Here is a 13,137-nt window from a genome sequence, read left to right as displayed (position 1 = left end):
GATTGTAAGTGATTGTTTTTTTTGAATTTATTTTAGCTAATCACGATGTCCCTTTTGTTTAGTTTGTGTATATCAATTTTAAATTACTTTGATAATCCTTGTATTCTTCGCTATTATAGAGGAAATCACTACCTTTAGTATAACTAAAATTTTAATATGAAAAGAGCAGATTTTACACCGCAAAATGTTACAGATTCACCAAATGTAAATACTATTTTTAGCATTTGGGTATTTAAAGATAATATTGATATTAAGCATAGTTTTGAGCGTGTTTGCGCTTTAGTTGAGAATTTTAATAACTCTTTTCGCACCAGATTGCCAAATACAGAGACAAGTTGTGTGATGGGGATTGGGTATGAAGCTTGGTTAAAGTTAGATATGCCAATGCCAATGCCTTTAGAATTAAAAACATTTAATGAGATTAAAGGACCAAAGCACACAGCTGTTTCTACACCAGGTGACTTGCATTTTCACTTGCGTTCTACTACTATGGGAGCTTGTTTTGATATGTCTATGGCTTTGTCAGAAGTCTTGATTGAGATTGCTGACTGCATAGACGAAGTACAGGCATTTAGATATTGGGATGGTCGTTCTGTAATTGGCTTTGTAGACGGTACAGAGAATCCACAAGGACAAGACAGAGAACACTATGCTATGGTGGGAGAGGAGTCTGATCTCTACCAAGGTGGTAGTTACCTGTTTGTGCAAAAATACTTGCACAATATGAAAAGTTGGAATAGTACCTCGGTAGAAGAGCAAGAGAGAGTGATAGGTAGATATAAAATGTCAGACATCGAGATGCCAGATGACATTAAGCCAAGTAATTCACATACAGCATTAACTAATATTGAAGATGAAGATGGTAATGAGTTAAAGATTATTCGTGATAATTTGCCATTTGGAAATGCCTCTAAGGGAGAAATTGGAACCTATTTTATTTCTTATGCCAATAGATTTAGTACTACTGAGAAGATGTTGGAGAATATGTTCATTGGGGATCCTGTAGGTAATTATGATCGTTTATTGGATTTTAGTACAGCTGTTTCTGGCTCATTGTACTTTGTACCAACCTTGGATATGCTCGGTGATTATTCAGCTGATTAATGCGCCATAGTCTAATAGAATTAAACTAAAATTAAAAATATTATAATTGTTTTTTCGTCCTTAAATTGCCTATCTGAACAAAAGTATTTATGGAAGTAAAGAATATTGAATTTAAAGCCAAAGTAGAAAATTTAGATAGGCTTATAGCTATTGCTGAGTTGTCTAATATTAAGTTAGAGGGATCATACAAGCAGGTTGACACCTATTATGATGTTCCGAAAGGAAGAGTAAAGTTACGCGAGTATGGGGATTTTAGTTCTTTAATCTACTATAATAGAGAGAATACCAAAGGAGTAAAGCAATCTGATGTAATCTATTATCAGCATGCGCCCAATCAAGCTTTAGCGGCAATATTAGAACTACAGTTTGGCGTTAAAGTACGCGTGTCAAAAGTGAGGAAAATCTACAAGGTTGACAATGTCAGTATTCACTTTGACCAGGTTGATCATTTAGGATGCTTTGTTGAAGTAGAAGCTTGTAGTGAAGAAAATAATAAAACAGTGGAAGAACTCCAAAAACAATGTGATTACTTTTTTAATCTTTTTAAATTAACTCAAGCAGATTTAATAGAGCAATCCTATAGTGATTTAGTTCTATCATTACAATTACAATAAAATAACAAAGGCTTTAGATTACTAAAGCCTTTGTTGTTTTTATGTTGTTTTATATACTACTTCGAATAGTGTTCCATCATCGCATTTCAGTGTTTTATAGGGATACTTTAACAGTAGAGCATAATCGTGAGTTACCATTATGATTGTCTTGCCATTAGCATTGATCTCCTTGAGTAGCTCCATTACTTCTACACTGGTTTGTGGATCTAAATTACCAGTAGGTTCATCGGCAAGGATTAAATCAGGATCATTTAAAAGTGCACGTGCTATAGCTATTCTCTGTTGTTCTCCTCCAGATAATTGATGAGGCATCTTTTGTATATGCGTACGCATACCTACTTTGTCAAGTACTTCTTCAATTTTGCGGTCAATAGCCTCTTTCTCTGTCCACCCTGTTGCCTTTAGGGCAAAGTGTAAATTTCCATATACTGTTCTATCTGGAAGTAATTTGAAGTCTTGAAATACAATTCCTAACGAACGTCGTAAGTAGGGAATATCTTTTTCTCTTAATTGTCTTAAATCATATTCAACAATAGTTCCATGGCCTTCTGTTAAAGGTAAGTCAGCATAAAGCGTTTTCATAAAACTACTTTTTCCAGCTCCGGTCTTACCAATAATATAAATGAACTCTCCTTGCTTAACTTGTAAGTTAACATTGGATAGTACTTTGTGCTTATTTTGAAATATATCTACACCCTGTAAGGATAATACTGTACGAGCCATAATCACATCTAATTTTGTGTAAAAATAGCAAGTTAAATGTTTTTTACATAATAACTAAGAAAAAAGAATTGCAATAGGCTATAAGAATAATACAATAAAAAAAAACACTTTCTCTGAAAGTGCTTTCTCAACTAACCAAAAACAATAATAAAATGGGTTTATTCTTATAGACTTTATTTACTTATTTAATACTGTAAAAGTATGCTTATAATATTACCTGTGTGTTAATTAGAGGTTATCAAATCAATAAGAAATCACTTTCTAATATGGAGTAATATGAAGATTCTAAAGTGTTAAAAAAATGAATTAAATCGAAAAATGAGTTCTTGAGTTGTTATTGTTTAGTAATTTTGTAACAAATTAATTTGAAAAATGAACTTAATAAAACAGGTTGCGATTATCATAGGCTGTCTCGCATTCGGTGAACTACTTATCTATCTTACAGGTATCAAATTACCTTCAAGTATCATAGGCCTAATCTTATTGTGGACTCTTTTAAAAATTGGATGGGTTAAGGTCGAGTCCATCAGTGGGTTTACAGATTTTCTAATTAAAAATATGGGAATATTCTTTGTACCTCCTTGTGTAGCGATGCTCAACTACTTTGGCATTTTAAGCGAATCTATTATCCCGATTATCATAGCTACACTTGTCAGTACAGCTCTTGTTATTTTTGTCACTGGATTAAGTCACCAATTTTTAAGAAGAAAAAGATGAAATTTCTTACAGACCCAACATTTTTACTGTTTTTAACTTTGGCTTTTTATAGCTTAGGTATTTTTTTGACAAGTAAAAAAAAGTGGATTGTTTTCAATCCTATTATTTTATCGACTACTATTTTGATCTGTTATTTACTGATCTTAAAAATACCTTACGAAAAGTATAGTATTGCAGGACATTATATAGACTTTTTTTTGAAGCCCTCTATTGTGGCTCTTGCCGTTCCTCTTTATCTTCAATGGGACAAGATTAAAAAACAATTATTTGCTATTTTATGTAGTCAGTTATTAGGCTGCATTGTCGGAGTAGTATCTGTTGTTTTTCTCGCAAAATGGACTGGTGCTGATAAGGAAATTATTTTGTCATTGGCTCCAAAATCTGTAAGTACTCCCATTGCTTTAGAAATTTCAAACACAGTGAATGGTATTCCTTCTATTACTGCCGCATCTGTAATGATCGCTGGTATTTTTGGAAGTATGATAGGCTTTAAGTTTCTCAATATGTCGCGTATTAGTAATCCTATGTCCCAGGGAATTGCCATGGGAACCTCCTCTCATGCGTTAGGAACAATGAAAGCAATGGAAATTAGTAATAAGTACGGTGCTTTTGCCAGTGTTGGAATGATTTTTAATGGTATTTTGACTGCTTTTTTAGCTCCAATTATTCTAACTTGGTTAGATTCATATCTTTAATGAGAAAAACTTTTTGTTAATAGTGATAAATGGCGCAATATATTGCCGAAAAATATGTTTTAATTACTATAATAGATATATTTGGCAATAAATAAAACAGACTCAAATGCGCAAAAATATTAGATTAGCATATTTGGCTTTAGCTCTTGGAGCTGTTACAGCAAATGCTCAACAAACACAAAGATATACAAATGAATTTACTGAGTTTAAGCATGCTGTTAATTTATACAATGAGGAGCAATATTTAGCCGCTCAACTTTTATTTCAAAAAGTAAAAACTTCACAACAAGCCTTGAATACTGAAATTGAGGCAGATTGTGCTTATTATATCGCCAATTGTGCGATTCGATTAAATCAAAGCAATGCAGAACAAAAAATAGATGACTTTGTAAGTAAATATCCTACCAGTGCTAAACAACATCAAGCTTATCTTGATGTGACTGATTATTATTTCAATAAAGGGGATTACCGAAAAGCGCTACACTATGCTACTAAGATTAAGAAACCTTCTTATGTAGGTGCCTTGAATGAAGATAAATTTAACTTCCAAAAGGGATATTCTTTCTTTTATGTCAAGAATGTCAAAGAGGCTAAACGCGCCTTGAGACAAGTTAGACCTGGTAATGAGTGGGGAGATCAAGCTGCTTATTATTTAGGTTATATGGCGTATGACTCGAACAATGTGGAAGACGCTGAAAAGCTATTCGAAATGGTAGGAGATAAGTCTAAGTACCAAGACCGCATTGGGTATTATCGTGCAGATATGAACTTCAAGTCAGGAAATTTTGAGAAAGCTATTTCGGAAGGTCTTGCTCAAATAGAAAAGACAGAAGAAGAATCAGAAAAATCTGAGCTACAAAAAATGGTAGGAGAGAGTTTTTTCAATGTTGGACAATTTGAAAAAGCTTTGCCTTATCTTGTAGAATACAAAGGTAAAGAAGGTAAGTGGAGTAATACAGATTACTACCAACTGGGATATACTTACTACAAACAAAAGGATTACGAAAAAGCAATAGAGCAGTTTAATAAAATTATTTCGGGGAACGACCCTGTAGCTCAGAATGCTTATTATCACTTGGGTGAAAGTTACCTACATACGCACAAGAAAACCCAAGCTCTGAATGCCTTTAAGAATGCCTCTGAAATGAGCTTTAATAAGGATATTCAGGAGGATGCATTTCTGAATTATGCCAAGTTGAGTTATGAAATTGGAAACGCCTTTGAAAGTGCTCCGTCTGTTTTAAACTCTTTTATGTTGAAATATCCAAATTCACCGCATAAAGAGGAAATAGAGGGTCTATTGATTGATTCTTATATAACATCCAAGAACTATAAAGATGCTTTGAATATATTGGAGAATAGCCATTCAAAAGGCAATGCAGAAGTATATCAAAAAGTGTTGCTATATAGAGGTTTAGAGTTATTTTCAAATAGCGATTATACTCAAGCTTTGGAGTTGTTTAGTCGTGCCAGTAGTGAAGACCAGGACTTTAAGGTTACTGCAAAGGCATTGTACTGGAAAGCAGAGTCTATGTTCGCTCTTGATAAGTTTAATCAAGCCATTGACGCTTACGATGATTTTAAAAATAGTCAAGGAGCCTCAAGTGTAGAAGAATTTAAAAACGTGGATTACAATATTGGATATACTTATTTTAAGATAAAGGAATATCAGAGTGCAATTTCGTTCTTCAATTCATTTGTTTCTCAATCTTCTATTGATGCTACTCGTAAATATGATGCTTATTTACGCATCGGGGATTGCAATTTTGTATTAGGTAAATATTGGCCAGCAATGGACGCATATAATGTTGTCATTGATGCCAATCAACAAGATATAGAGTATGCTAAGTTTCAAAAAGCGATATCGTATGGTTTTGTCGATCGTACACAGAAGAAGGTAGATGATTTATTGGCTTTTGTCAAAGATCACCCTTTGTCAACTTTAGCAGATAAAGCACAGTATGAACTTGGAGTTGGTTATGATGTATTGAATCAAAAAGAAAAAGCTTTACAAGCTTATGATAAATTAATTTTAGATTTCCCTTCTTCCATTTTCAAAAGTAGAGCGATGTTGCGTCAAGGGTTGATCTATTATAGTCAAGGCAAAGCAGATATAGCATTGTCTAAGTTTAAACAAGTTGTATCAAGTGCTCCCAATACGCCAGAGGCGGTCGAGGCGGTTCAAAATGCTCGCTTAGTTTATGTAGACAAAGGGCAAGTTGACCAATATGCAGCTTGGGTAAAAGGGCTTGACTTTATCTCTGTAAGTGAATCAGAGTTAGATAGCGACACTTTTGAGTCAGCAGAAAGACAATTTATCCAAAACAACAAACAGGAAGCTATCCGCGGTTATGAAAGTTATCTAAAAAACTATCCTAATGGACAAAAAGCACTCCAAGCACATTATTACTTGGCGCAAATGTACTTAGAGCAAAAGAACGAGGATAAAGCTGTGGCACATTACGAAAACTTGTTGAAGTTTGGAAAAAGTGAGTACTCCGAACTTGCTTTGGTTAGAACATCAGAGATTTACCTTAAACGAAAAGATCAAGCAAAATCAATAGAAAAATTATTGCAGTTAGACAAAGAAGCCGTTCAAGAACAAAACAAAATATTTGCATTGTCTAATTTGATGAAAGTATACTATAATCAAAAAGAGTATAGCAAAGCTTTGGCCAATGCTGAAAAAGTGTTGCAAAAAGGAGCATTAGATGCCAGAGTAAGCAGTGATGCAAAACTAATTATTGCACGTACAGCTTTTGCCACAGCAAATGAAGATAAAGCTAGGACTGCTTATCAAGATGTCTTAAAACAAGCAAAAGGAGAAGTAGCAGCTGAAGCTATGTATTATGATGCATATTTTAAAAATAAAGACGCAAAATATGAGGCATCTAATGAAGTAGTACAAAAGTTAGCCAAAGACTACTCATCATACAAGTATTACGGAGCAAAAGGTTTGTTGTTAATGGCTAAGAACTTCTACGCCTTGAATGATAGCTACCAAGCAACCTATATCTTAGAAAGCGTAGTGAAAAACTTTGGTGATTATGCTGATGTTAAAGCAGAAGCTTTACAAGAGTTAAATCTAATCAAACAAGAAGAAGCAAAACACAATTCTTCAATTGCTAACTAATTTTTGCTAAAGAAAGTCAACAATGAAAAATAGAAATATATATATAGCCGCAGCATCTGTAATTCTATGCTCAACAGTGGTGCAGGCACAAGATCAGAAGAAGCAGGATTTGGGAACAGAAGTAGTTAATGTAGTTAGAAACTACGACGCTACTGTGTCTGATGCCTCAAAGGTGAAAGATTTACCCGAAGCAAAACAGGAAGGTGATATGCAAAAGAAAAATGTCATCTATACGATTAACTCTTATCCAGTTGAATCTACGTTTGTCCCTGAAAAAGGAGAAGTAGCTGAAGTAGAAAAAACAAGTCCTTTAAAGGCCTATAATAACTACGCATTAGGTTCATTTGGAAACTACTCTAACTTAACAGGAGAAGTGTTCTTGAGTTATAAACTTGACAAAACAAGTTATATAGCAGGTTTTGCAAAACACGTTTCTTCACAAGGAGGAATAAAGGATTTGTTGTTAGATGATGCTTTTTCGAAGACAAGTGTAAGCGCTTTTTATGGCGGTCAGCTTAAAGGGTTTGCTTGGAATACTGAATTAGGAGGAAGCTATCAAATGAGTAATTGGTATGGTTTACCAACAGAAGAAGTTGCTTTCAACCGAGGAGATGTTACAGGGATAAAAGAAAGACAGCGTTATAAGGATATATTTGTCAATGCGAATTTAGAATTTGACAATTCACCTTTTAAGAATGTAGAAGTTAAGTACGATAGATTTTGGGATGATTTTTCTTCTGTAGAAAATAGATTTTCCATTAAACCCAATATTCAAACCAGAATTGGCTACTTATCGCATGCTCAATTAGGTGTAGTGTTAGACTATGTGAGTACAGAGTTTAAAGATCGATTTAACACAGGGGAAACCAATAAAAACACACATTTCAATATTGGTTTTGAACCTAACGTAATCTTTAAAGATGAAAATTACTTTTTACAAGTTGGTTTAGGTATTTACTATAATGATGGTAAAGTAAATAATAGTTCAGATAACAAGTTTTACGTTTATCCACAGATTAAAGGATCGTATAACTTGGTCAAAGATCTCTTAATTACGTATGCAGGTATAGAAGGTGGACTACAGCAGAACTCATTTAAGGAATTAGTGGGAGTAAATCCTTTCGTTGCACCAGATTTATTAATTACACCAACAGATAAAAAATACGATATATACGTAGGTTTAAGAGGAAAATTAGATCACAATATATCTTATAATGTCAAAGGATCTTATAAGAACGAATCTGATAAATTGCTTTTTGTTCATACGCCTTATTCAACAAATACGGCTAAAGTTGCCTATGGCTTAGGTAATTCATTTATGACAGAAGCTCAAAAGGTAAAGACTTTCAGTCTTTTTGGTGAATTAAAGTACGAGTTTAGTCAAGAGACTTCTATTGGGGCTTATGGACAGTGGAACAACTATGATACAAATGGCATAAAGCCGTGGAATCTCCCAAAGATGAAGTTTGGAGCTAATGTTGATGTAGCTTTCGATCCACAGTGGTATGCAAATGTTGACTTATATTATGTAGGTAAGCGATATGATGCATTTTCTATCTCGGATATCGATGCGAATATCGTCGGAGATATGGAAGCAATTCAAATGCAGCAAGTAAGAGAATTAGAAGGATATGTTGATTTGAATTTAAGTGTGGGTTACCGCATAACAAAGAATTGGACAGCTTTTGTCAAAGCCAATAATATTTTGAACGATAAATACGACAAATGGGATAATTTTCAAGTTCAAGGATTCCAAGTTATGGGTGGTGCAATCTACAAGTTTGATTTTTGAGAAAAAAAGCTTAAATAAAGTTTAAAATTTTACTATTTACTTTAAAATAGGCAATAAAACTGCGCATAATTATTTTTTTCATTCATAGAAAGACTTACTTTTGCGACTCAAACAACAATAATCATATTCCTTGTAAGGGAGGACACTAAAATTTGAATAATGACGCTAAAGAAAAAACTTAAATCAATTTGTATTGAGCGGTTGGAAGATAAGATTAATGCTTTCAAAGGGATTGTGGAAGATATGTCAAATGGCGCTCAGAATGATGCTAAAAGTTCTGCTGGAGATAAACATGAAACAACCTTGGCGATGCTACACATCGAACAAGAAAATATAAGTAAGAAAATACAGGAAAACTTATCAATGTTAGAAGTTATTTCTAAAATAGATGAGAACAAAGTGAGTGAGAAAGTGGAGTTTGGAAGTGTTGTTAAAATTAATTCTGTAACCTTATTTTTTTCAGCAGCTTTGCCAAAGATTCTTATTGACGATCAATCTGTTTTAGCAATTTCTGTTGATGCACCTATTGCTAAAGAACTATTGGGAAGAAAGCTAAATGAGACTTTTATTTTCAACAATTGTGAATTTAAAGTGAATTACTTAGAGTAAGATTACCATAATTATATATTTGATAAGCGCGAGAAGTTTTCTTTTCGCGCTTTCTTTTTTTTCTGTTATAGGAAAAGTTTAAGCAGAAACTTATGAGGTATTAGTCTATATGAGTTCGTTTTCGATGGGTAATAATAAAATAAAAGTATCTGATGTGGGTTTCTGTAGCAATGTGAGAAAGAAAAACGACGACATAAATAGGCTGCAAAATGAATCTCAGTTGCAATATCGTTAGTAACTATTTTATTTTTGTAATTGCCTTATATATGGATCATAAAGGCTATTATTCAAAGTTTACTATAGTGAGTTAACATTAAATCAGTTGTAACGTATAATTCAATTGGGCTCATTGCCAATAAAGCTTCCAAATTCTTCTGAAATAAGCTATCTCAAACTCAAAATAGAGAACTGTTGAATAGTTAATATTTCATGCCATAACTTCCCCTAATTTAAGAACTATTGAATCAATACTATATCATGTGTATTTTTTAATTTTATATCTCAAATAAAAATAGAAAGGAATATGCAGTTCATGTCACAATTCTGCAACACTCTATAAAACCAATATAGAAGCTTCAAAAGAGTCGAAGTAAAGAAGTATTTCAATCCAATTTGTAGAAGAAGGTGTGATTTAGAAAAAACTCTTTATCTTCATATTTGTTTTTATATATCAATTGAAAGAAAAACTGTGAAAAGATTGCAATTTGGGATTAATAAGGGTAGGTTAATCTTGATAAAGTCTTTGAATTAGTTTATATTTGTACGTTACTTATTTTAGAAAAAAATTATGAGCCAAGAAACAAATAAGAATAATTATTCAGCAGATAGCATACAAGCTCTTGAGGGAATGGAACACGTAAGGATGCGTCCTTCGATGTATATTGGTGATGTAGGAGTAAGAGGTCTTCATCATTTGGTTTATGAAGTAGTAGATAACTCAATAGATGAGGCTTTAGCAGGGTATTGTGATACTATTAAAGTTACAATTAATGAGGATAACTCTATAACTGTAGAAGACAACGGTCGTGGTATTCCAGTAGATATTCACAAAAAAGAGGGAGTATCTGCACTTGAAGTAGTAATGACTAAGATCGGAGCAGGAGGTAAATTTGATAAAGATTCTTATAAAGTTTCAGGAGGTTTACACGGTGTAGGTGTATCGTGTGTTAACGCATTATCAGATTTATTGCGCGCTACGGTTTACAGAGATGGAAAGATCTATGAACAAGAGTATTCAAAAGGTAAAGCGTTATTCCCTGTAAAAGTAATAGGAGAAACTGACCAAAGAGGGACTAAAGTTACTTTTAAACCTGATACAACTATTTTTACTCAAATTACAGAGTATTCATATGAAACTTTAGCAGGTCGTTTAAGAGAATTAGCATTCTTAAATAAAGGATTGACAATTACCTTGACAGATGCAAGAGAGAAATTAGAAGATGGCAGTGATAAGGGAGAAACTTTCTTCTCTAAAGAAGGTTTAAAAGAGTTTATCAAATTCTTAGATGGGAACCGCGTGCCAATTATTGGAGACGTTATCTCAATGGAACTTGATAAAGGAGATGTTCCTGTTGAAGTTGCCTTGATCTACAACGATACTTATGCGGAAAATATTTATTCATATGTGAATAATATTAATACACATGAGGGAGGTACTCACTTACAAGGTTTCCGTATGGGACTTACTCGTACTTTAAAGAAATATGCTGATGCTTCTGGTATGCTTGAAAAATTAAAGTTCGAGATTACAGGAGATGATTTCCGTGAAGGACTGACAGCTATAATTTCTGTAAAAGTAATGGAGCCTCAATTTGAAGGACAAACTAAAACTAAGTTAGGTAATAGAGAAGTTGTTTCTCCAGTAAGTCAGGCTGTAGCAGAAATGTTAGAGAGTTACTTAGAAGAAAACCCTAATGATGCAAAGATAATTGTTCAAAAAGTAATCCTTGCCGCTCAAGCTCGTCATGCAGCTAAGAAAGCACGTGAGATGGTTCAACGCAAGACTGTGATGACTGGAGGAGGCTTACCTGGTAAACTATCTGATTGTTCTGAACAAGATCCAACTAAATGTGAAGTATTCCTTGTGGAGGGAGACTCTGCGGGGGGAACTGCTAAACAAGGTAGAGATAGAAACTTCCAAGCTATATTGCCATTAAGAGGTAAGATTCTTAATGTTGAGAAAGCAATGGGACATAAGGTTTTTGAGAACGAAGAGATTAAGAATATCTTTACTGCCCTTGGTGTTACAATCGGAACAGAAGAAGATAGTAAGGCATTGAATTTAGAGAAATTGCGTTATCACAAGGTAGTAATCATGTGTGATGCCGATGTGGACGGTAGCCACATCGCAACGCTTATCTTGACTTTCTTCTTTAGATATATGAGAGGTTTAATAGAGAACGGTCACGTTTATATTGCAACTCCTCCGCTGTATATGGTTAAGAAAGGTCAGAAGAAAGATTACGCATGGACAGAAGAAGAACGCCTTAGCTTGATTGAACAAATGGGTAGTGGATCTTCAGTACAACGCTATAAAGGTCTTGGGGAAATGAATGCTGAGCAATTGTGGGAAACTACAATGAACCCAGAACACCGTATTTTAAGAAAAGTTACAATTGATAGTATGCAAGAAGCAGATAGAGTATTCTCGATGCTAATGGGGGATGAAGTTCCGCCTCGTAGAGAGTTTATTGAAAAAAATGCTACTTATGCTAAAATTGATGTTTAACATATAATAAAAAATAAAGGTCATGCATATTTGTAATGACCTTTTTTTAATAACATAAATCAAAGATATAAGTATGAAAGTTTCTATCATTGGCGCAGGAAATGTTGGGGCAACCTGTGCAGAAGTTATTGCAAATAGAGGAATTGCAAGTGAAGTTGTCTTAGTAGATATCGTTGAAGGCTATGCCGAAGGTAAAGCGATGGATATTATGCAATGTGCTGCTACTTCAGGATTTGATACTGTTGTAAGTGGTTCTACAAATGATTATTCAAAAACGGCAAATAGCAACGTTGTTGTTGTAACTTCTGGAATACCACGTAAACCAGGCATGACAAGAGAGGAGTTAATCGGAACAAATGCAGCTATTGTTAAAACAGTTATTGAAAGTGCTTTAAAATTCTCTAAAGATGCCATATTTGTAATTGTAACTAATCCATTAGATACAATGGCTTTAGCAGCTTTAAAAATTACAGGTTTACCTAAAAACAGAATTATTGGAATGGGTGGAGCATTGGATTCTTCTCGTTTTAGATATTTCTTGAGTCAAAAATTCCAAAAACCTATGGCTGATGTTGAAGGTTTAGTTATCGGTGGGCATGGTGATACAACTATGATTCCACTTACGCGATTTGCAACTTATAAAGGAGTTCCTTTTAGTGAATTTGCATCGGAACAGGACTTAGAAGAAGTGGCAAAACAAACTATGGTAGGTGGAGCAACTTTGACTAAACTACTTGGTACTTCAGCATGGTATGCACCAGGAGCATCTGTTTCATATATAGTAGATTGCATTTTAAACGATAGAAAAAAGATGGTTCCATGTTCAGCTTTTCTTCAAGGAGAATATGGAGTAAAAGATTTGTTTATTGGGGTTCCATGTATCCTTGGAAAAAATGGAATTGAAAGCATAGTGGAATTCAATTTGAACGATGCTGAAAAGGCAAAATTCAATGCAAGTGTAGAAGCGATATTAGAAACGAATAAAGGATTAACAAATTTTTTGGGTTAATAAGCTGAAATGT

Annotated in this window: 10 protein-coding genes; 9 read left to right on the top strand and 1 reads right to left on the bottom strand. The window is 33.8% G+C overall.

Annotated features, from left to right (window positions below):
- Nucleotides 1-156: 156 nt before the first annotated feature.
- Both GOQ24_RS04525 and GOQ24_RS04520 read left to right on the top strand, forming a co-directional pair.
- Nucleotides 157-1,104, top strand: coding sequence for a Dyp-type peroxidase (locus GOQ24_RS04525; RefSeq protein ID WP_160339197.1), 948 nt, complete (start codon nt 157-159; stop codon nt 1,102-1,104).
- Nucleotides 1,105-1,193: 89 nt separating this feature from the next.
- Nucleotides 1,194-1,718: a class IV adenylate cyclase gene (locus GOQ24_RS04520; RefSeq protein ID WP_160339196.1), complete on the top strand. Its 525-nt coding sequence runs from the start codon at nt 1,194-1,196 to the stop codon at nt 1,716-1,718.
- 39 nt (nt 1,719-1,757) lie between these two features.
- Here GOQ24_RS04520 and GOQ24_RS04515 read toward each other — a convergent pair whose 3' ends face one another.
- On the bottom strand, nt 1,758-2,441 hold the full coding sequence (locus GOQ24_RS04515) for a cell division ATP-binding protein FtsE (RefSeq protein WP_155091432.1): 684 nt from the start codon (nt 2,439-2,441) through the stop codon (nt 1,758-1,760).
- 372 nt (nt 2,442-2,813) lie between these two features.
- On the opposite strand from GOQ24_RS04515, the gene GOQ24_RS04510 reads away from it, so the two are divergent.
- The 7 genes from GOQ24_RS04510 (at nt 2,814) to mdh (ending at nt 13,124) form a co-directional block, all read left to right on the top strand.
- Complete coding sequence (locus GOQ24_RS04510) at nt 2,814-3,158, top strand: CidA/LrgA family protein (protein WP_155091433.1); 345 nt, start codon at nt 2,814-2,816, stop codon at nt 3,156-3,158.
- Entirely contained in the window at nt 3,155-3,853 is a 699-nt protein-coding gene (locus tag GOQ24_RS04505) for an LrgB family protein (RefSeq protein ID WP_155091434.1), read from the top strand. The genes GOQ24_RS04510 and GOQ24_RS04505 overlap by 4 nt, the downstream gene beginning before the upstream one ends.
- Nucleotides 3,854-3,959: 106 nt before the next feature.
- Nucleotides 3,960-6,986 carry a tetratricopeptide repeat protein gene (locus GOQ24_RS04500; RefSeq protein WP_160339195.1) on the top strand — a complete coding sequence of 1,009 codons (3,027 nt, stop codon included), beginning with the start codon at nt 3,960-3,962 and terminating at the stop codon, nt 6,984-6,986.
- A 22-nt stretch (nt 6,987-7,008) separates the two neighbouring features.
- Nucleotides 7,009-8,778: a TonB-dependent receptor gene (locus tag GOQ24_RS04495; RefSeq protein ID WP_155091436.1), complete on the top strand. Its 1,770-nt coding sequence runs from the start codon at nt 7,009-7,011 to the stop codon at nt 8,776-8,778.
- A 159-nt stretch (nt 8,779-8,937) separates the two neighbouring features.
- Nucleotides 8,938-9,387 carry a hypothetical protein gene (locus tag GOQ24_RS04490; RefSeq protein WP_155091437.1) on the top strand — a complete coding sequence of 150 codons (450 nt, stop codon included), beginning with the start codon at nt 8,938-8,940 and terminating at the stop codon, nt 9,385-9,387.
- A gap of 787 nt (nt 9,388-10,174) precedes the next feature.
- Nucleotides 10,175-12,115 carry a DNA topoisomerase (ATP-hydrolyzing) subunit B gene (gene gyrB / locus GOQ24_RS04485; RefSeq protein ID WP_155091438.1) on the top strand — a complete coding sequence of 647 codons (1,941 nt, stop codon included), beginning with the start codon at nt 10,175-10,177 and terminating at the stop codon, nt 12,113-12,115.
- A gap of 73 nt (nt 12,116-12,188) precedes the next feature.
- Nucleotides 12,189-13,124, top strand: coding sequence for a malate dehydrogenase (gene mdh, locus GOQ24_RS04480; protein WP_155091439.1), 936 nt, complete (start codon nt 12,189-12,191; stop codon nt 13,122-13,124).
- Nucleotides 13,125-13,137 lie beyond the last annotated feature (13 nt).

This window comes from Myroides sp. LoEW2-1 (assembly GCF_009767705.1).
Lineage (GTDB): Bacteria > Bacteroidota > Bacteroidia > Flavobacteriales > Flavobacteriaceae > Flavobacterium > Flavobacterium album_A.
Note: the sequence above shows the minus strand (reverse complement) of the source record. Positions and strands in the feature narration are given on the sequence as shown.